Below are 20912 nucleotides of genomic sequence, written 5' to 3' on the forward strand. Positions count from 1 at the left end.
TAGATAAATAAAATTACTTTGTTCTATGGCGTTTTTATGTATTTTGATATATTTTACTTAATTAACGAGGAACAATTGCCTTGGTTTAAATAAACGATTATTATTCACGATTGTGCCTCAAGGTATGGATGTAAACTCTATTAACTTATTAAAAGCTCAACAAGCCGACTTTCTTGAGCGAATAAAGAAAACAAAGACTTATGAAATCACTTTACTAGAAAGTAATGTAAAGGGTTGTCATCGAGAATATATGCCATTTTGGGGTGAAGCATTGGAGGTAATCTTTGACAATGCTCGCTTGCAAGCAGAAATTATCGCCCGAAATCCACCACCAATTCCATCTGAATATCCTGAAGATTCGGAATGGGCGATACCTTTTGTTACCTACTTTCAAAACCAAGCTGAAGATTATTTTTTGCGAGAATTGATCATTAATGAGTTGATGAAAGGCTGTCTCGGTAAGTTAGTCAAAAAGATTCCCCAATATGCTGTAGATTGCATGGATTTAGATGATGAAGGAAATCTTCGAGGTGAAAGTAAATTTTCTTTTTCACTTGCAAATAATCCCGAAGTTAAAATTAGAGTTTGCGTTTCTGATTCGGAAAGTTTTAATAGTATAAAAAAAGATAAAGTCCGCTGGTGTGTTACTCAAGAAGATTTAACTAATTATCAAATTTTATTTTTTATATGTTTGTTTTATCCAGGTTCTACTCAAAGAGGATATGAAAAAGAATCTTTAATCTGTGGTTTTTTACCAACGAATCAACTTGAATTTAATGGTTTGCTTACTCATGTAAAACCAAGTCAATTATTGTATTCGGGGGGATTAAGTTGGTATTTAAAATTGCTTAAAAATAAACAAAATCTGCCGACGGAAGTTGAAGATATCAAACAAGCTAAAATAATCTCTGTCTCACCAAATCATCCTTTAGAAAGCATAATCGGTGAATGGCAATGTTCGCATACTTTAGTCGGACATATCAAAGGGATTAACTGTATTGCTTTAAAACCTCAAAATAAAAATAGCTCGCAATCTTTAATAGCTAGCGGAAGTCGAGGAGAAATAAAGCTTTGGGATTTCAATAATGGCGATTTAATCGCGACTTTATCAGAATATCCTTGGCTTCGCAGTGTAATTGTAGATGAAGTCAATTATTTAGCTTTTAGTCCCGACGGACAAACTTTAGCAAGCGGTGGTGCTGATTCTACTATTAAAATGTGGCATTTAGGCGCTAAAGACTTGATTGATATCATGCATAAACATAATGGCATGGTACGCTGCATTGCCTTTACCCCTGATGGTAGGATATTAGCTACTGGGGGTGATGACAGAAAAATTCAGTTTTGGGATATGACAGAGCGTCAAGTTGCTATGACGCTTTCTTTAGATGATACTGCTGCTCATTCCCTAATTTTTAGTCAAGATGCGAAAACTTTAGTTACGGGTAGTTATCGCAAAATTAAAGTCTGGGATATCTCTACTAAGCAAGAAATATCTTGTTTAAATGTAGAATTACAGCATTCTCTTATCGGTCATTCTCACATAGTTTCTTCCTTAGCAGTGAGTAAAGATGGAAAAATCCTTGTGAGTGCGAGTAAGGATAGAACTATTAAAATTTGGCATTTAAAAACAGGAGAATTGATTCGTACTCTTAAAGGACATAAAGACGCATTATGTGCTGTTGCATTGAGTAAAGATGAGCAAATTATTGCTAGTGGAAGTGCCGATAAAACTATTAAATTATGGCACTTAGAAACGGGTGAATTATTAAGTACTTTTACAGGTCATAGCGATACCGTAACTGCTTTAGCTTTTGCCGATAAAGGTAATATTTTGGTGAGCGGAAGTTTAGATAAAACTGTTAAGATTTGGCAGAGGAATTAAGGTTTGTAGTAAGGGCTGAAGCCCTTGTTATCAAGGACTAAAGTCCTTACTGCAAACTAACTAAAAATTTTTATAACTTCCTTAACACCATTTTCCAAACGAATTTTTTCTCCTAAAATCGCAGCTTGTTTCTGTATAGATTGATTTTCAACTGCATTTGTTATTGCTTGAGCAAGAGTATCTATAGTAAGATTTTTTCGATCAATAATTGGTGGACTTACACCTAATTTAGCGGCTTGATATGCCCAAAATTTTTGGTCGCCAAAAAATGGAATAATAACGGAAGGTACCCCAGCCCGGAAAGTTGCAGCAGTTGTTCCAGCACCACCATGATGAACTATGCAAGCCATTTGAGCAAATAGCCAACTGTGGGGAATGTTATCTATTTGAAAAACTGTATCGGGTAAATCTAAATTTTTAACTCCGCTCCAACCAGAAAGAAAAATTCCTCTTTGTTTAGTTTTCTTTAATGCTGCTAAAGCAATTTCGCTGATTTTTTGCGCTTCTTCACCACTCATACTACCGAAGCCAATATATACCGGAGGTGAACCAGATTTAAGGAATTCTACTAAATCGGTTGGAGGAATAAAATTATCGGGTTCATCCAAAAACCAATATCCTGTAAGATGAACTCGTTTTGGCCAATCTTTTGGTTTTGGTGTAACCGAAGGGCTACAGCCAATTAGATAATTAACTTTGGCATCTTCCAATTTTGTAAAAGCATTTTGTCTAATACCTGTAGGTGGTAGATTAAGAATCGATTTGCGAAATTTATGAATCGGTTTGCGAAAAAATTGCCAAAAAAGTAGATTGGTAAGCGTATAGCTAAATCGATTGTAAATACTTCCCAACTTTTCTAAATGTGGTGGTGTAACTGCATTCGGAAACGCTGTAGTTGGATAACCGGGCGTAAGATAAGCATAGTAAAAAGGGATACCTAGTTTTTCTGCAATATCAAATCCCCAAAAAGGAAAACCTGCTCCAATAATCGCATCAGTTTCCTGACAAGCTTGCCATGAATCGAGCAAAACGGTTTCCATTATAGGTTCGAGTAAATCGCCTAAGCGATGTACGAAATCAATCGGATTTTTAGTTTTTAACATTGCTTGCCCTTCAGCGCTTTCCAAACCTTCTTTAGGATTACCACTCATCAAAGCAAACTCTAAACCATGACTACGAATTTCTGATTCAAAAGTGGCTTGACTGGCAATTTTTACTTTATGCCCAGCCTTGTATAAACCTATTCCCAAAGCAATAAATGGTTGAACATCTCCACGGGAACCAAGAGTGAGAATAGTAATGTGCATTACTTAAGGATTTACGTAATTGCTAATAAATAATCAACTTGATTGTAGTGCGATCGCCATTCGAGCAATGTTACTGATAACCTTTCCTAGTCTTACTTTTTAACAGGTATTTAAAGGTAAACTATTTATATCCTCTTCATCATTCTCGACAAACTAAAAGAAACTCAGTATCACTAATACTAATACAACTCATATTTCATCAACTGACAGGGCAAAGTCCCGTTATATACCGCAATCCGCTGCGATGATTTCAACCCAATATATTTAGCCAATTCTTTATTCCCACTCAACACAAATGCAGTCCAACCCTTAAAACGCTGCTTCATCACATCACCTAAAAGCTTGTAAAATGCTCCTAAATCGCTATTTATTCCCAACCTTTCTCCATAAGGTGGATTGCAGAATAAAACCCCACTATCTGCGGGTGCGGCAACTTCGGCAAGCTCCATCTGAGAAAAATAAATATGATTTTCAACACCGCTATTTGTCGCATTAGTATTTGCTTGCTCGATGACATCTTCATCATTATCGCTTCCCCAAATCGATGCAGGAAGCGCATCCAATTGACAAGCTTCCGCTTCTGCAATTAACTTTTCTAAAAGTGACAAATCAAAATCGCGCCAAGTTTCAAAACCAAAAGATTCCCGGAATAAACCTGGTGCAATATTCAACGACTTTAAACAAGCTTCTATTGGTAAAGTGCCAGAGCCACAAAGTGGATCATAGAACATTTGTTCTGGCTGCCAACCTGAAAGTTGAATCAAAGCAGCCGCTAGAGATTCTTTTAATGGTGCCGCTCCAACCGCTGGGCGATAACCCCGGCGATGTAAACTAGTACCGGAGCTATCAAGACTAACGGTACAAAAATCATTACGAATATGTACGTTAACCCGTAAATCTGGGTTGTAAAGCTCAACATTAGAACGTTCGCCAAATACTTCCTGCTGCTGGTCAACTATGGCGTTTTTAACCTGAAGCGCTGTAAAGTGAGTGTGGTTGAGTTCGTCATTTTTACCAGTAGAATTTACCGCTAAAGTATCTTCTGGTGTAAGATAATCTTGCCACTCAATGGTTTGAATACCGTTATAAAGCTCTTTTGCATTTTGACAAGGAAATTTGCTTACCTTAAATAAAATTCGGAAAGGTAGCCTAGCCCATAGATTTACCCGATAAAGTAGAGTGCGATCGCCACTAAATTCAACACCGCAAAACCCAGGCTCCACCGAACTTGCACCCAATTGTTCTAATTCTTTCGCTGCAAGTTCTTCCAATCCACGAGCAACAGTTGCAAAATATTGATTCATATATTCAAGTAATTATTTAAGAATTAATAGAGAAACAGTAAAACATATAATTTAATTAAACACTTAATTGAGCAATTAATTAATTTACTTAGCTCCAAAATCCGCATTGAAATTAAAATCATCGGCTAATAAACAAAGTACGTTGAAACGCACTCTTATTCTTAGCCTAGTCTGATTTATCAGACTTCGTATATTAGCCTGAGAATTTATTATAAGGCGGTTTACGAGGTTTGTTGAGAATAGTCAAATATATTAATTAGCCAACTTCTTTAATCAGCGAAACTATCAAAGCTGAGATAATCGCAATAAATACAAATATTTCTATAACTTTAAGCAAAGAAAGAGACGATAGCCATTGCTTAACCATCACCATATCAAAATTAGAACGCCAATTATTAAAATTTTCGCGCCACAAAGTTGGATTATCTTTACTGCGAAATTTGAAATTTACCATTGATAAAATTAAAGGTACACTTCCAACCTTAATACTCATCAACACGTGAAGCGCTATACAAATTACTAAAATTAACCAAGAAATAAGATGGGCATAATACCAAGAATGATTAAGTTCTCCTTGAGGTAGCCATTTTTCATCCATCATTCTGCCAGAGCAAATAGCAGAAGTTACTGCCAAAAGACTCAAAGTATTAACAAAACGGTGCAGAGTGTACCACCAAATTGGTTTTGCTTTTGCAGTTAGTTTCTTAAAAGAATCCGGCTGAATTAATCTTTTTTGACCTCTGTGAAAAGCATAAACAGCAAATAGAGGAAATATGATTAATGTCCATACTCCAAACGTGCCATGAATACCTTCAATTTCTGTAAATTTAGGTAGCGAAAGAGTCCCCCAACGTCCATCAAAAACATCATAAGTCCAAAAAGCAGTAATAATAGCTCCAATAGTGAATAAGCCAGTTAAACCGTGAAGAATACGTAATAATAATGGTTGATAAGGTTGAGAAAATTTTGCTGACATAAAATAACGAAAATAAGTATTATTTATTCATCCTATTTGTAGTTTAACGCGAACTGGTTTATCTATGAAAGTAATTCTTGAATTACTAATTCTAATTTATCCCAATCTTGAACAATAATTGTTCCGCCTCTTTTATAAATTACTATTCCCTTGATTTTGTGAAACATACGCACGCATTCTTCATAGGTAATACCAATACTGCGGGCAATTTGATATAATGGCAGCCTAATATTTAAACAATCCCCTTCTGTTTGTAGATGAGTACCATCACTTTCCCGATAATATTGAATTAATCTCACCAAACGCACGATTGCTCGTTCAGAAATCAGTCCGTGTACGGTATTGTGGAGTTGCTGAAGTCTTTGATTAAAGACCTCTAATATTCTTAAACTAATTTCTGGCGATTGAGATATTATCTTTAATAAGGCTTCGCGTTCGATGGTTAATACCTGTGACTCTATTTGACATATTACCGTTGCAGGAGAAATTCCATTGCCAAAAATAGCGGGTGCGGCAAAAAGTTCTCCTGCTGGAATAAAACGTACTACTGTTTCTTTTCCATTGGCAGCAGTTTTTTTTATTTCTAGCTTTCCTGCGATTAAAGCATGAAGTTGTTCGGGAAGACAATCGCCTTCATGCATTACTATTTCATCTTGTTGATATTCTCTAATGTAGCTGAACGGAACAAGGCTTTCCAGTTGTATTATTGCTAAATCTTTAAAGATAAAAATTTTTTGTAATTGAGCAATTGATGAGCAACCTTTAACAATCATTAGCTTGGGAAATATTTTATGATCTTAACAAAACTTAACACTCAAACATGAGCTACCTCAAAGACGCAACCCAAACTTGATGTCAGAGTAACAGTATCGAGTTTGAATATGAAATTATGAATACCGCGATCGCATCATCCAAAAATTATTTTACTGCTACTTTCCAGGATTTAATTAAATATCCTAAAAGTGGCATTCTTAATCAAGTATTACTGAAAGATAACAATATCCAATACACCTTGTTTTGTTTGGCGGCAGGTACGAAAATCGACGAACATAGCTCCACTCGTAACGCGGTAATAACAGTAATAGAAGGAAAAGGAAACTTTAATTTAGAAGGGAAAGATATTGCTTTAGCACCAGGGGTATTTATCTTGATGCCAGCAAATGCTCCTCATGCAGTACAAGCAACAGAAAATTTAGCATTTGTGCTTACTTTATCAGAACATCTTCCGGCGAAGAAGAAAATTAGCCAGCAAACCATTAATATCGTCAAGTCTACCGCTCCTATTATTAAACAACACGGTCAAAAAATTACTACTCGGATGTACGAAATTATGTTTCAAACCCATCCAGAAGTTAAAGCACAGTTTGATATGTCCGCACAAGCGAATGGTACTCAACCAGCTAAACTTGCTACCGCAGTGTATAGCTATGCGACTCATATCGATGATTTAGAAGGATTAAAAGCAATGGTAGATTATATTGCTCATCGTCACGTAAAAACCCACGTTTTACCAGAGCAGTATCCCATTGTGGGAGAATGTTTATTGCAAGCAATTCAAGATATTTTGGGAGATGCTGCAACTGAAGAAGTAATAACTGCTTGGGCTGAAGCTTATCAATTATTAGCTGAAGTTTTTATTGATAGAGAACAACAAATTTATCAAACAGATAATGAATCTTAACTGTTAAATTTACATTGTGCCAAACCGCAACAAAAATTATAATTGATTGCGTCGAACCAAATTATTCTACGTTCCAGATTTTTCTCTTCCTTTTCTTACCCAAGTAATGTCAGCAAGGAGAATCCCGCGTCATTTGTTCGTCACGCTCTGTATCACTTTGAAATCCTCCACGAGTTGGAAACCCCGCATTATTCCGTCATGTTTTGATTTTATCAAGTCGCTGCACCAATTCTTTGTTGAGTATTTCATATCCTTGATCGTTCAAATGCAATTCATCCGAAGCATATTCCTGCAACATCATTCCTTGATTATCAGCAAGAATAGAAAAAGCATCAAATATTACAACTTTATCTTCAGCTAATGTAGCTATATAGGTATTCACTTCATTAACAGCCGATTCTATATCATCAGACCAAAAAGGCTTGCGCTGAATTGGTACTTCCCCCACCGGGAAAATAGTAGTCAAGATTACTACCGCACCTAAACTTTTAGATTCGTCTACAATTCGCTTAATATTATTTCGACAATTAGCAATAATTGAATCCTTACGTTCTGGAAACAATGCAATAGTTTTTAAATCGTTAACCCCAACCTGAATAATTACTATATTTGGTTGCAAAGAATTAATGTGATATTCAAACCGTTGCACCGTCTGTACCGAAGTTTGAGCATGAATTCCACGATTGATGAACTCATATCCACCGATTTTAGGCGATATCCAACCTTCTGCTCTAGAGTCACCGAAGAAAATTACGCGGATTTTATCTTTATCGGTAGTTTTCTTGAGATTTACGGGATAGTGACTCAATCCAGAAGGATCTAAACGAGTTTCATTTACCTGGAGATAATATTTTTTAGCTTGATTGTAGAGAAGAATATTTAGAGCAATTGAACTTCCTAATATTAATAATAAAAGGGAAGTCAACAGAATAAAAAGTTTATTTGATGTCATATTTTTGTAAATTAGCTATTTCCTTTGCTAATTCCAACGCTTCAATTGCTTGCTTTGAACTGACGCTTGGAAAATGATCGAGAAACTCATCTAAAGAGTCACCCGCTTCCAAATAATCAAGCAAAGTTTTAATCGGTACGCGCGTACCTATAAATACAGGCGTTCCTCCTAATACTTCAGGGTGGCTATGCACAACACGCTGTTTTGAGGACATAACTTTTTAGCGATGAAGTTGTGAGTTATTTCTTAATCCTAACTTGGGATAGGGTTTTGCGGTTAAGAGAAGTTATTTTAAATTCCTTTTGAGGACACCGGAAATTATGGCGATACTCCGGAAGAGTCTAGCTCCGCTAATCGCAATTTAAAAGCTAACATTTTGGAAGCGAATCATATCTATATAAATAACTTCTGTAACTTCGCGCTTCAGATTTTAATGTTTACTGTACCGGAGTTGTAGTGACAACAGATAAAGACCTAGAAAGGTAACTCAGGTTGTAGATATTGCTCTTTACTTTTATTACCCTTCTTTTGATTTTCCATAGACGATACATTGTTTAATTTATTGTTTGTGATTAAATCAATATAGTAATTTTTATCTTCGACTACACGGTCTATTTCATCGTTGTAGCATAGAGAAACAAATAAAGCGGCTGCTCTTGCCTGACAGTTAAATGACTTTTTAGGATTAAATGCGATATCAGAAAAACCTTTATAATCAAATAATTTATTAGCTAAACTTGGATTTTGTGAAAGTGCAGTTAGATATAACCAATCATAAAATGCTGTGACCGGATTAATAAGGAAACTTTCCCCAAAAAATTCATAACCTACGAAATTACCAGAAGTACGTAATCTTTCATCAGTTTTAGCTTCTTTACTAGAAACAGAATATAAATCCGAAAACGGACCGCCATTTGTAAAAACTTTGCTACCTTGATATGCACATTCAACGGAAAGACTTTTTTCATCTTTAATCATCCTTAGATTAAAAGCACTCAAACAAACTCCCACCTCCCCATTTGATTTAGAAGATATTTCTAGGACAGGAGCTATTTTATCAGCGGCTGCTTCATGTAGAGATGCTATTGATTTCTGAGCTTGTACCTTTGCGAAACCGGGATGCCACTCAAATTCAATTAGACTCTCTTTTACAAAAGGAAAGCCTTTTAAATTAGGGATAAAAATAGGTCGTTTAGCCATAATTCACCTTACGATTAGAAGAATAATTCTGGTTTACCACATTTGCCAGTCTTGTCTGGGGGAAAAATAATACCGATATCCAGCGTAAAAATTTTGTGAATAATTGCCTGGATTTAGGTTTGCCCATTGTTTTCCAACATCTAAATTGTGGAAATGAACTACATCAATATACTGAGTAGAAATTTGATTAAAAACAAGCACCTCAGCTTGAGGATGAGTTGTAAAATTATTTGGAATATCTAAAGTTTCACGTTTAACACGTTCATATTCTGAGAACATCTGTATTAAAGCTTCAGGTTGTTTCTTTGCTTGAGTTCTTCTTTGTGCAATATTTTCTTTGGCATTGTTTGAAGCTGCATTCTCTTGATAAAATTTACAATCTAGTTCCCATAAAATGGAGGGTTTGAGAAGCAAAACAACCCAATCCGAACGATTATTAAAACTATACTTGTAAAACATTTTGTAGTTAGGAAAACTGATACTCAAGCAGATAGCTTCTCGCTGTCCATCTACACGGTGAATGTCATTATACTGAGGCGGCTCTACCCATGACATACTTTCAAGTTGCGATCGACCTAATAAACCATGTTGCAAAATACTATTTAGATTAGCGATATGGGTAAAGTGTACCAATACTTCAATTCCATACATCTGACATATTTTTTGTATCTCGGATGCACGTAAATGTAATCTGGTTTGACGCTGTTGCTCTGCTGCAATGCTTTCTGCTTCTTGAGCAGCTTGAATCTGCGCTTTACGTTCCGCTTCGTGTTTTCTCCGTTGCTCTGCTTTTAAACGTTCTTTTTCTTGAAGATATTTTAAATACTTTAGACGTTCAGCTTCCTTTTTTCTTCGTCGTTCAGCTTCTAAACGTTCTTTTTCTCGAATAGCTTCTAAGCGCTTTAAGCGTTCTGCTTTTCTTTTCTTTTGTTCTTCTTCCTCAGCTTCTTTTCTTTCACCTTGTAATCTCTCCCGTTCATGAATTAAATCATCTGTACTAATCTGCCCAACTAATAAAAGCGTTATTTGATTGAGCCAATGAGGAGTAGGAGCGTCTATATCGTGCCATAATCTTTGAATCTTTGCTGTCAGACTATCTAATTCTTTACTTATTTCCAGCAACCACTTCGAGATTTACACCCAATTCCAAACCGTGATGAAATTGTCGGTAGTTGCTTAGATTAGACATAATATTTTCAAAGCATTAATTATCCAAAAATGACTCAAGCCCCACCCAAACTAATAACCTTTGAAGAATTTATCGATTGGCTACCTGAATCCGGGGTACGCTACGAACTACACAATGGAAATATCATCGAAATGGCGCAACCAGTAGGAGAACACGAGGAAGTTACAGGATTTCTAGGTATCGAAATTCCATTTGAAATTAAGCGTCTTGGATTACCCTACAGTATTCCAAATAAAGTTATAGTCAAACCTCCTCAAAAAGATACTGGCTATTTCCCAGATATTCTGGTTTTAAATCGTGCAAATTTGATCAACGAACCATTATGGAAAAAAGAATCTACTCTCACTAGTGCTGCATCAATACCTTTGATTATTGAAGTTGTATCAACTAATTGGCGCGATGATTATCACTTTAAATATGCTGATTATGAAGAGATTGGTATTCCTGAATATTGGATTATAGATTATGCAGCTTTGGGTGGACGTAATTTTATTGGTAATCCGAAACAACCAACAATTTCTGTGTGTAACTTAGTTGATGGTGAATATCGAATAACTAAGTTTCAAAATGATGAGCAAATTGTTTCTCAAACTTTTCCCGATTTACAACTTACAGCTAACCAGATTTTTCAAGCTGGTGCGGTATAGCATCCGTGAATAGTAAAAAGAATTAAGCGTACAATAACTGATTTTTAATTTCATCAGCCGTTAACGCATTGACCAAAATACCAATCCGCTGGGCTATCTCATATGCATTTTTCTGAGGTACAACGATAATCCCCCAATGCTTTTTATTCTCTTGTATATATTGAAGATGCAATCTTTCAAAATCAACTCGATTGTGAGTCAAGAAACATCTACCTAAAGAAGTTGCAATTTCAAGTTGTTCTGTGTCAGTCTTGCCGATAGTTGCTTGCTCGGGAACAGTTGTAACATCTAGACCACGAGAACTTAAAAGTGTTGCAACCAATGCTGACATATCTTCATCCGTGTAAAGTGCTGCAAAAGTTGTCATAGTTTGTTCAAGGCAGCTTTTACGGACGGATGAACCAATTCATCTGGTACTCGATTTTGCTCAATGTACTTATTAATAAGAGCTTGATGATCCAGGTAAAAACTCAACGCATCAAACACCTGTGCCAAGGTTAGGTGAGGCAAATGGTTCGGGATTTCTTCTGGCATAGTGCCTAATCGCCATAAACCAACAATGGCACGAACTGAAGTACGAGTTCCTGTAATGATTGGCTCTCCACTTAAAATTTTAGAGTTCCGCGTAACGTAGCGTGAGGAAGTTTCGGCAAACATAAAACTAATCCTGCTTTTCCTGTAGTCTATCAAAATCGTTAAATATAAGACTACTAATTCAATCGCCGTTTAAAAGATTTAAAGGGCTTACCATATTTCCACAATGAACAGAAATCATATAGCAATCCGAATTTAAAATCCCCTATAACACCTAAAGTGCTATATTCTCCACCGTCGCATATGTAATTATTATGATTAATCAAAATTCAGTTGCTATTCTCGGTGCGGGTGCTTGGGGAAAAGCGCTGGCAACTCTAGCCCAAACCAACGCTCATAATGTAAAAATATACTCACGTCGCGGTTCGCAAACTTTAGCGCAAACGGTGGAAGGTGCCGATATTATTCTTAGTGCTGTTTCGATGAAAGGGGTGAGAGATGTTGCTTCTCAATTACAGTCTTTATCTATTTCTCCTCAAACTATTTTTGTCACCGCTACTAAAGGTTTAGATCCTCAAACTACCTGCACACCTTCGCAAATTTGGCAAGATACTTTTCCTAATAATCCAGTAGTGGTTTTATGCGGCCCTAATTTATCTAAGGAAATTACTCAAGAATTACCAGCAGCGACTGTAGTTGCTAGCAATATAGAAAGTGCTGCGGAATCTGTGCAGCTAGTATTTAATTCAACTCGATTTCGCGTTTATACAAATCCCGATCCTTTAGGAGTGGAATTAGGCGGAACTTTAAAAAATGTGATGGCGATCGCCGCTGGTGTATGTGACGGTTTGCAGTTGGGAACCAATGCCAAAGCGGCGCTACTAACTCGCGGGTTAACTGAAATGGTTCGCATCGGCGTACATTGGGGTGCAAAGCCAGAAACATTTTACGGTTTATCCGGTTTGGGTGATATTTTAGCAACCTGCAACAGTCCTTTAAGTCGCAATTACCAAGTTGGATATCAGTTAGGGCAAGGTAAAACGCTTGTCGAAGTTCTTTCCCAACTTCAGGAAACCGCAGAAGGAGTAAATACAGCAGAAGTTTTGGTGCAGCGAGCCAAACAGCAAAATATTTCAATGCCAATAACTCAGGAAGTTTACCGTCTACTTCAAGCTGAAGTTACACCAAGACAAGCACTGTTGGATTTAATGACGCGAGATATTAAGCCCGAAGTTGATAGTTGATAGTTGATAGTTGTTGCTTGCTCTACTAACCACTAACAACTAACTCCCAAATACCAAGATTCCCTGACGATTAAAAAAAAATTCGTCAGGAAATAACCTGCATAGCTATGTAGATATGACTATGCATAGGATTTATAACTTTTTTCCTTGTCTATCTTTATACCATGTAATAATGGTAACGTCAAGATTTATAAAGTAGGAAGTATGACTGGCAATGCCGGTTAATTGCAGTCTAGTTAAAGGTTTGGATTGCTGTTGGTTCAAGTGTTTAACTAGACTGATACGCCTAAATCAAATCAGTATCAAATGAAATCAGTATGGTTTTCTTTCAAAAAAAAACCAAATTAATTTCTAAATAATGTTAGTTCTCCGTTAATCGCGGGAACAATAGCATCAGTTGATTAGCTAAAAGGCTAATAATTGTTACCTGGAGCCGTTGAGAAATTCTTATGCCAGCAACATCTTTTTATGCAGATGCCGATGCCGCTTACGATACTCAAAAATCCCGTCAAGAAATGGAGCCTGAAATAACCGCAGATGATGCGGACGCTCCAGCTGATGAGGATTTAGAACAACTGGAGATAACAACTTCGGAAACAGAAAGGGCGAGTGCTAGTACAAAAACCCGCAGCACGGATTTAGTTCGTTTATATCTTCAGGAAATTGGTAGAGTTCGGTTATTAGGGCGAGATGAAGAGGTTTCAGAAGCTCAAAAAGTCCAGCGTTATTTAAAGTTACGGATACTATTGTCCGAAGCTGCAACCCAAGGTGATGAATTACTTGCTCATTATTTGAGAATTGTTGAAGCTCAAGAACGTTTGACGTCCGAGTTAGGACATCGCCCCTCGATGAAAAGATGGGCAAATACAGCTGGGATTCAAGAGTTCGAGCTAAAAGGTGCTTTATCCCAAGGTAAGCGTCGTTGGGCTGAAACTGCTAATTTGACTGTAAAGGAATTAGAGCAAGTTCAAACTCAAGGATTGCAAGCAAAGGAACACATGATTAAGGCGAATCTTCGTCTTGTGGTTTCTGTTGCTAAGAAATATCAAAATCGTGGTTTGGAATTATTGGATTTAGTCCAAGAAGGTACTTTAGGTTTGGAAAGAGCGGTAGAAAAGTTCGATCCAACTAAAGGTTATCGCTTTAGTACCTATGCTTACTGGTGGATTCGTCAAGGTATTACTAGAGCGATCGCCACTTCTAGCCGTACTATTCGCCTACCAGTCCACATCACCGAAAAGTTAAACAAAATCAAGAAGGCTCAACGTAAAATTGCTCAAGAAAAAGGTCGCACTCCGACTTTGGAAGACTTGGCTGTTGAGTTGGAAATGACTGCCGCTCAAGTTCGGGAAGTTTTACTACGAGTTCCTCGTTCTGTTTCTCTTGAAACAAAAGTTGGTAAGGATAAAGATACCGAATTAGGTGAATTACTCGAAACCGATGGTGTAACACCAGAAGAAATGTTGATGCGGGAATCTCTCCAAAGAGACTTGCAAAATCTTTTGGCGGATTTAACTACCCGCGAACGCGATGTCATTCTGATGCGTTTTGGTTTGGCTGATGGTCATCCTTATTCTTTAGCAGAAATTGGACGCGCTTTAGATTTATCACGCGAACGTGTTAGACAAATCGAATCTAAAGCTTTACAAAAGCTACGTCAACCCAAGCGACGCAATTTGATTCGCGATTACTTGGAATCCCTCAGCTAGAAGTTAAGTTTTTAAAGTGAATAAGCGCGGTTTTTGGGAAGCCGCTCGTCCTCTTTGTTCCCCTTCCGGTTTGAAGGTGTGGCTTCCCGGTTACAAATCGTATTCTTCCGCGCCACCACTTCTCCCTACAAGCGGGTAATTGTTTCCATGCCCAGCATCAGTCAATTTTGGATTTTAACAACGGATGTTTTTGTTTTGGATTTTAGATTTTAAATTAACTCCAAAATTGCAAATCCAAAATTAACGCCGGTTCCTGTATCTAATAATTTCTCAAATTCTCCTATATATCTATTATGGCAAAGTTTTCTACTTGTGTCATGAAACACGTTGCCACCTATATTCCTTTAAGTGCCTGTATTAAAGGGAATCACAATTTTAATGAAGGTCTGTGGTATGCAATCAAATCCTACTCAAGGCAGTTAATAATTATTATCAACAAGCAAGAATTATTGCAAACAGGTAGAATTATTTGCTATATTCGCAATTGATAGGGTTTGTTGAGAAAAATTAGTATGACTATTTACAGCACTGCTTCACTCAAGGCAGAACTCAACGAACGAGGTTGGCGTTTAACACCTCAGAGAGAAGTAATTCTACACATTTTTCAGGAGCTTCCCCAAGGGGAGCATCTGAGTGCCGAGGATCTTTATCAAAGATTACAAGTCGATAATGAAGGAATAAGTCTTTCAACGATTTATCGGACTCTCAAGTTGATGGCACGTATGGGAATCTTGCGGGAATTGGAACTGGGCGAAGGTCATAAGCATTATGAACTTAACCAGCCTTACCCTCACCATCATCATCACTTAATTTGTGTTAGGTGTAACACGACTACCGAGTTCAAAAACGACTCAATATTAAAAATTGGGTTAAAAACTTCTCAAAAGGATGGCTATCATCTGCTTGATTGCCAATTGACTATTCACGGGGTATGTCCCAAGTGCCAACGGGCGTTGATGCCTTTATAACACCAGGGAACATTTTACGTTTGTGTAACTTTACCGGATGTATTTCTTACAAAAAGGCGAGCAGTTTTTTACTTTCTCTCCAAGGAGGGATAACTGCTCGCACCATATAGATGTCAATACAACGCGAAACGGATGCTAAAATCGTCCGTTTCTCACATCCTTTAAACTAATGCCGTAAAATTCCTGAGCCTGCTGAATGGCTTGCTTAGTATCCTTACTCATTTCTCCGTTTAGAGAACCTTTGTAGAAACCCCTTGCTTGCAAGCGTCTTTGTATTTCAAGAACGTTGAACTCAGCTTTTTCAGCCTCATTAACATTTCGATACAATTTGCCGCGAGTAGTAGGTCCGGCAATACCGCTAGCTGCCAAATAATTAGCATCTTGGAATCGCTTCACCGCATCAGCAGTATAAGGACCAAAATAAGCATTTGGCTGTCCCTTTAAGTATCCTGCTTTGATTAACTGGGCTTGCAAGATTCTTACAGGTTCGCCGCGATCGCCTAAGCCAATAAATTCCTTATTTCGTCTAGTAGCGGCTATTGTCATGCTTTTGGGAGCTTCTTCACCAAAGCCGACACCCATTGGGGGTAACTTTGTTAGAGTTTGCGCTCCTACGATGCCGTCAACATCCAAACCATAAGCTCTTTGGAAGCGTTTCACGGCATCTTCGGTAATTGGGCCGTAAATACCCGTCGAATTACCGTAATAAAAACCTGCTACTCGCAATCTTTCTTGCAAAGCTTTGACAGTTTCACCTTCATCGCCTTTGCCCAGTAAATTGGGATTGCGGCGCTTAGTAGTATTAGCAGCCACCTTTACTGAAGGCTTTTGCTCGTTGTTTGAGTTAGTTCTAACGACTGGCTTTTTCGTCGCGGCTGCTCTATTCGTATTTACGGTTACAGCCGCACGCCAACCTTCTAATTTTTGTAATGTAGCAGGTCCGGCTACACCGTCAACGCTGATGCTAGCCGCTTTTTGAAAGCGTCTAACAGCATCTTCTGTTTTAATGTCATATACCTGAGTCACAGGAACTTGATAAAAACCAGCCCTTTGCAAATCTTGTTGCAAATCTTTAACAGACGGACCTCTATCTCCTTTTTGCAGTGCTAAAGCGCTACTAGCAATAGTAAGAATAGAGATAGTTAATACTAGAGGTAACATATACCTCCAAGCCTTACTTGAAAAACGTTTCAAGTCTGGAGTTTCTGCGGTTTTCAACCAGGAATTAAGATAAACCAATTCACTGGCTGAGGGATCTTCATAGACGACCGCTAAGTGCAAATACGCAAGATTGTCCATATTTTTTTCTTACACCACCGATTTTGATTCGATTGCTGCTTCTGCTTGGTGAACCAGGTTTCGTAAATTATCTATTGTTGATATATTTACATCCTGCCATAAACCGCGCTGGTATGCTTCTAATAATCTTTCAGCAATATCACGCAAAGCATACGGATTGTTGTTCTCAATGAATTCACACACGTTTGTGTCGAAAAGATAAGCTTGACAAATTCCCTGATACATATGATCTTCTACACAGTTAGCGGTAGCATCATAAGCAAATAAATAATCTACCGTCGCTGCGATTTCAAATGCACCTTTATAAGCGTGACGCATCACTCCTTCAATCCATTTGGGATTGACAACTCGCGAACGATACACCCTGGCTATTTCTTGTTGAAGTTTGCGGATTCGCGGATTACTGGGAATGGAATTATCGCCAAAATATGTTTGGGGGTTTTTACCCGTTAAAGAACGCACTGCTGCTGTCAAACCACCCTGAAACTGATAATAATCGTCGGAATCGAGCAAATCGTGTTCGCGATTGTCTTGATTGTGCAGCACTATTTGCATTTTAACTAAACGTTGCTCGAAAGCTTCTGGTGCAGCTTTGCACAAACCCTTACCCGTGTATGCATAGCAGCTCCAGTTCATGTACGCACGGGCCAAATCTTCATCTGAACTCCAATTTTGAGATTCAATCAACCCTTGTAAACCAGCACCATAAGCTCCTCCCTTACTACCAAAGATACGATACCGCGATCGCGTTTTTGCTGCTTCTACATTTAATCCTTGTTTAATCAAAAGTTCTGTTTCAGATGTTACTTGTGCCGCTAAGGGATTATACTCTGGAGATTCGTCTAATGCTGCAACTGCTATAACGGCTTGGTCGAAAAGTTCGATTAAGTTGGGGAAAGCATCTCGAAAGAAACCAGATATTCTCAAGGTGACATCTACACGGGGACGCTGTAAAACTGATATTGGTAAAATTTCAAAATCTACTACTCTGCGCGAAGCACCATCCCATACTGGCTGCACTCCAATTAAAGCCAAGGCTTGAGCGATATCGTCGCCTCCGGTTCGCATTGTCGAAGTTCCCCACACCGATAAAGCAAGCGTTTTGGGATATTCGCCATGTTCTTGCGTGTAAGTTTCCACAAGAGTCTCTGCGGCTTTTCTTCCAACATCCCAAGCCGATTCTGTAGGAATGGCACGAATATCAACCGAGTAAAAGTTATTGCCAGTAGGTAAAACCTCCGGACGACCCCTTGTTGGTGCCCCAGAAGGAGCGCTTCTTACGTACCTGCCGTCAAGTCCTCGTAATAAATTTTTAATTTCTAAATCAGTTTGCATTAAAGCAGGAAGAAGATAATTATCAATCCAATTTAGAACTAATTGAGTTTGAGAATCGGGGGTTTGTATTTGATGGGGAACAAAGAAATTAACCTCACCCCCTGCCCCTCTCCTTGCTAAGGAGAGGGGTGTCCGATAGGACGGGGTGAGGTTTTTTATGCTTTGCTCGACAACAGCAGCAGCATATTCTTCCACAAGCTCGATTGCATCACCTACATTGCGACAAGGCACGCTGCTTTGATTTTCAAAAGCTTGAATTGGGTTATCTATTAAAGGATCGATTTCCCAGCCTAAATCTTGAGCAATTGCCCGAGTTAACCCCGAATGATGCCGATTTGGATGACGGGCGATCGCCACAATTAAATCTCTTAATTGTCTTCCGCTGGGACAGTTGCCAAATACGTGTAAACCATCGCGAATTTGAGCCTCTTTTAATTCACATAAATATCCATCTAAATAATCTAAAACTTGATTTTGCTTTTGAGTTTGTTTTTGATTTACTAATTGTTCGTTGTTAATTTTTAAGTCTAAATGTAAATTTTCTTGAAGAATTAACTCGGTAATCCGCTCGTTGATAATTGGCAAACGTTTGGGGTCTAAATTTTGGGCTTCGTAATACTCATCTACCAAATTTTCCAGCTTTTCGAGGGAACCGTAAAGTTCTGCACGAGTTAAAGGGGGAGTAAGGTGATCTACGATTACAGCTTGAGCGCGGCGTTTAGCTTGAGAACCTTCCCCAGGGTCGTTGACAATAAAAGGATAAAGGTGTGGAAGGGTTCCAAAAGCAACTTCTGGATAGCAATTTTCCGATAAAGCGATACTTTTACCCGGCAGCCATTCTAGGTTTCCATGTTTCCCCACATGAACTACAGCATCAGCAGCAAAGGATTTTCTGATCCAGTGATAGAAAGCTAAATAAGCATGAGTTGGTTCCAAATCCGGCGCGTGATAATTCAAGCTGGGGTCGATATCGTAGCCCCGCGCTGGCTGAATTCCGATGAAAACGTTACCGAGTTGGATACCGGGGATGGGGAATTGGGTATTACTCCCCATCTCCTTGTCCCCTTGTCTCCCCATCTCCCGATCCCCCCATCTTTGAGAAATACCCTCGCGAACAACTTCTGGTAAAGAATCAAAGTATTCTTGATAATCTTCCGGGGAAAGACTTTGGCGGATTTTTCTTAAATCCCTGGCTTCTGGATCGTTAGTAACTCCTGCGGTAAGTAATTCTATTAATTCATTTCCGTTTTCGGGTAGATTTTCTACTTGATAACCGGCGTTTTGCAAGGCTTGCAAAATTTCAATACAGCTTTGGGGTGTATCCAATCCAACTCCATTAGCTAAACGTCCGTCGCGAGTGGGATAGTTTGCCAAAATCAAAGCTACGCGACGTTTCTGGGGAGATTTATAGCGCAGTTTCACCCAATTTGCTGCCAAATCCGCCACAAATTCAATCCGCGAAGCGACTGGTTTATAAATAACGACATCAGTTTGTAAAGCAGAATTTGTATTTTCTACCGTTTTGAAAGAGACAGCACGACTAATAATCCGTCCATCAACTTCTGGTAGTGCCACATTCATAGCAATATCGCGTGGAGATAATCCTTGAGAAGAAGATTCCCATTGTTCGATTGAACTACTGCTGAGGATGACTTGCAGTACGGGAACATCTAAATTTTCCCATAATTCTACAGATGGCCTTTCAGTTTCTAATCGCGCTAAAGAAAAACTGGTAGTGTTGAGTACAAAGGAAACACTTTCCCCATCCTGATTTTGCAAAAATTCAGTTAATTCATTTTGAACATCAATTTCACGCAGTGAAGAAATAAAAACTGGAACCGGATTTATATTTCGTTTAGCTAAAGCTTCACACAAAGCATCAATAACCAAAGTATTTCCCGCTAAATAATGAGCGCGGTAGAAGAGGATAGCGACTTTTGGTAATTGAGTGGAAGGAGATGGGGAGACAAGGGGATGGGGAGACAAGGTAGAAGAAGATTCTACCCCCTCTACCCTTTCTACCCCATGCCCAATCCCCAATCCCCTATGCCCAATCCCCCAATCGTACAAACCAAACTTCGGCACCTCTTGAGGAGATGGAGGATTAAATGATGTTGAAAGACAATTATCAGCAATAAACTTAAAAGCGTTAACAAAATTGTCAACTCCACCTTGGCTGAAATAGCGAGATATTTGATTGACTTTAGCTAGAGGTAAAGTGGAATGAGATATTAAGTCTAGGTCTAGAGCATCATCTCCTGGGATTACAATTAAATTAGTACCTTTACGTTCTACAATTTCTTGTACCACTTCTAAACCATAAGCCCAGTAAGAAACTCCTCCTAATAAACGTAAGATAATAACTTGGGCATATTCCAAAATTTGCTCTGCATAACTATCAATACTTATTTGATGCTGTAAATTTAATAAGTTAGCTACTCTAATTTCATCAAATGTTGGAGGTAATTTGGAAACTGCTGCTGCTATGGTTTGAATATCTGTATCAGCTGAAGTTAAAAATACAAACTTTGCAGTAGTTTGTTCTAGAAATATTAAGTCTTCTGACTGTAAGTTAAATTCTTTAGACTTAGAACTTATTCGATGCATAATCCTGGATTACCGTCTTACACTATTGGTTAGAACACATAATTAAAATTTTTGTGCAGCGCAAACACTCTTCTC

Annotated in this window: 18 protein-coding genes; 6 read left to right on the plus strand and 12 right to left on the minus strand. The window is 38.2% G+C overall.

The genetic code is table 11. The annotated features are described in order from the left end of the window. The first annotated feature begins 124 nt into the window (after positions 1–124). The gene (locus ACM03V_RS01005) at positions 125–1885 is read left to right on the plus strand and encodes a WD40 repeat domain-containing protein (RefSeq protein WP_414618878.1); all 1761 of its coding nucleotides are present in this window, start codon (positions 125–127) and stop codon (positions 1883–1885) included. 56 nt (positions 1886–1941) lie between these two features. Here ACM03V_RS01005 and ACM03V_RS01010 read toward each other — a convergent pair whose 3' ends face one another. The 4 genes from ACM03V_RS01010 to ACM03V_RS01025 all read right to left on the minus strand — a co-directional run bounded on the left by ACM03V_RS01010 (position 1942) and on the right by ACM03V_RS01025 (position 6245). Next, positions 1942–3192 (minus strand): glycosyltransferase, encoded by a 1251-nt coding sequence (locus ACM03V_RS01010; RefSeq protein ID WP_414618879.1) that lies wholly within the window; start codon positions 3190–3192, stop codon positions 1942–1944. 179 nt (positions 3193–3371) lie between these two features. Next, positions 3372–4496: a THUMP domain-containing class I SAM-dependent RNA methyltransferase gene (locus ACM03V_RS01015; RefSeq protein WP_414618880.1), complete on the minus strand. Its 1125-nt coding sequence runs from the start codon at positions 4494–4496 to the stop codon at positions 3372–3374. 256 nt (positions 4497–4752) lie between these two features. After that, positions 4753–5472, minus strand: coding sequence for a cytochrome b/b6 domain-containing protein (locus ACM03V_RS01020; protein WP_414618881.1), 720 nt, complete (start codon positions 5470–5472; stop codon positions 4753–4755). 62 nt (positions 5473–5534) lie between these two features. Next, positions 5535–6245, minus strand: a complete 711-nt coding sequence (locus ACM03V_RS01025) for a Crp/Fnr family transcriptional regulator (RefSeq protein WP_414618882.1) — start codon at positions 6243–6245, stop codon at positions 5535–5537. Positions 6246–6361: 116 nt separating this feature from the next. Here ACM03V_RS01025 and ACM03V_RS01030 point away from each other — a divergent pair, with 116 nt between their 5' ends. Continuing rightward, the gene (locus tag ACM03V_RS01030; RefSeq protein ID WP_414618883.1) at positions 6362–7153 is read left to right on the plus strand and encodes a globin domain-containing protein; all 792 of its coding nucleotides are present in this window, start codon (positions 6362–6364) and stop codon (positions 7151–7153) included. Between the two features lie 196 nt (positions 7154–7349). Here the strand turns inward: ACM03V_RS01030 and ACM03V_RS01035 are convergent, their stop codons facing one another. From ACM03V_RS01035 to ACM03V_RS01050, 4 genes are all read right to left on the minus strand, one after another. Next, complete coding sequence (locus tag ACM03V_RS01035; protein ID WP_414618884.1) at positions 7350–8105, minus strand: SGNH/GDSL hydrolase family protein; 756 nt, start codon at positions 8103–8105, stop codon at positions 7350–7352. Continuing rightward, the gene (locus tag ACM03V_RS01040) at positions 8092–8319 is read right to left on the minus strand and encodes a DUF433 domain-containing protein (protein ID WP_414618885.1); all 228 of its coding nucleotides are present in this window, start codon (positions 8317–8319) and stop codon (positions 8092–8094) included. The genes ACM03V_RS01035 and ACM03V_RS01040 overlap by 14 nt, the downstream gene beginning before the upstream one ends. Before the next feature lie 260 nt (positions 8320–8579). Beyond that, positions 8580–9305: a DarT1-associated NADAR antitoxin family protein gene (locus ACM03V_RS01045; protein ID WP_414618886.1), complete on the minus strand. Its 726-nt coding sequence runs from the start codon at positions 9303–9305 to the stop codon at positions 8580–8582. Positions 9306–9338: 33 nt separating this feature from the next. After that, positions 9339–10427, minus strand: a complete 1089-nt coding sequence (locus ACM03V_RS01050) for a DarT ssDNA thymidine ADP-ribosyltransferase family protein (RefSeq protein WP_414618887.1) — start codon at positions 10425–10427, stop codon at positions 9339–9341. Positions 10428–10523: 96 nt separating this feature from the next. Between ACM03V_RS01050 and ACM03V_RS01055 the strand changes: the two genes are divergently transcribed. Next, positions 10524–11141 carry a Uma2 family endonuclease gene (locus tag ACM03V_RS01055; RefSeq protein WP_414618888.1) on the plus strand — a complete coding sequence of 206 codons (618 nt, stop codon included), beginning with the start codon at positions 10524–10526 and terminating at the stop codon, positions 11139–11141. Positions 11142–11163: 22 nt separating this feature from the next. Here the strand turns inward: ACM03V_RS01055 and ACM03V_RS01060 are convergent, their stop codons facing one another. Together ACM03V_RS01060 and ACM03V_RS01065 are read right to left on the minus strand one after the other, a co-directional pair. Beyond that, positions 11164–11508, minus strand: coding sequence for a DUF5615 family PIN-like protein (locus ACM03V_RS01060; protein ID WP_414618889.1), 345 nt, complete (start codon positions 11506–11508; stop codon positions 11164–11166). After that, complete coding sequence (locus tag ACM03V_RS01065) at positions 11505–11798, minus strand: DUF433 domain-containing protein (RefSeq protein WP_414618890.1); 294 nt, start codon at positions 11796–11798, stop codon at positions 11505–11507. The genes ACM03V_RS01060 and ACM03V_RS01065 overlap by 4 nt, the downstream gene beginning before the upstream one ends. 191 nt (positions 11799–11989) lie before the next feature. Here ACM03V_RS01065 and ACM03V_RS01070 point away from each other — a divergent pair, with 191 nt between their 5' ends. The 3 genes from ACM03V_RS01070 (at position 11990) to ACM03V_RS01080 (ending at position 15596) form a co-directional block, all read left to right on the plus strand. Beyond that, positions 11990–12919 (plus strand): NAD(P)H-dependent glycerol-3-phosphate dehydrogenase, encoded by a 930-nt coding sequence (locus ACM03V_RS01070; RefSeq protein WP_414618891.1) that lies wholly within the window; start codon positions 11990–11992, stop codon positions 12917–12919. 449 nt (positions 12920–13368) lie between these two features. Then, complete coding sequence (gene sigC, locus ACM03V_RS01075; protein WP_414618892.1) at positions 13369–14628, plus strand: RNA polymerase sigma factor SigC; 1260 nt, start codon at positions 13369–13371, stop codon at positions 14626–14628. Between the two features lie 512 nt (positions 14629–15140). Beyond that, positions 15141–15596, plus strand: a complete 456-nt coding sequence (locus ACM03V_RS01080) for a Fur family transcriptional regulator (RefSeq protein ID WP_096658033.1) — start codon at positions 15141–15143, stop codon at positions 15594–15596. Between the two features lie 135 nt (positions 15597–15731). Here the strand turns inward: ACM03V_RS01080 and ACM03V_RS01085 are convergent, their stop codons facing one another. After that, positions 15732–16895, minus strand: a complete 1164-nt coding sequence (locus ACM03V_RS01085; RefSeq protein ID WP_414618893.1) for a peptidoglycan-binding protein — start codon at positions 16893–16895, stop codon at positions 15732–15734. A 9-nt stretch (positions 16896–16904) separates the two neighbouring features. Next, positions 16905–20837, minus strand: a complete 3933-nt coding sequence (gene cobN / locus ACM03V_RS01090) for a cobaltochelatase subunit CobN (protein ID WP_414618894.1) — start codon at positions 20835–20837, stop codon at positions 16905–16907. Positions 20838–20912: the final 75 nt, after the last annotated feature.

The sequence above is a fragment of the Calothrix sp. CCY 0018 genome, assembly GCF_963920925.1.
Lineage (GTDB): Bacteria > Cyanobacteriota > Cyanobacteriia > Cyanobacteriales > Nostocaceae > Rivularia.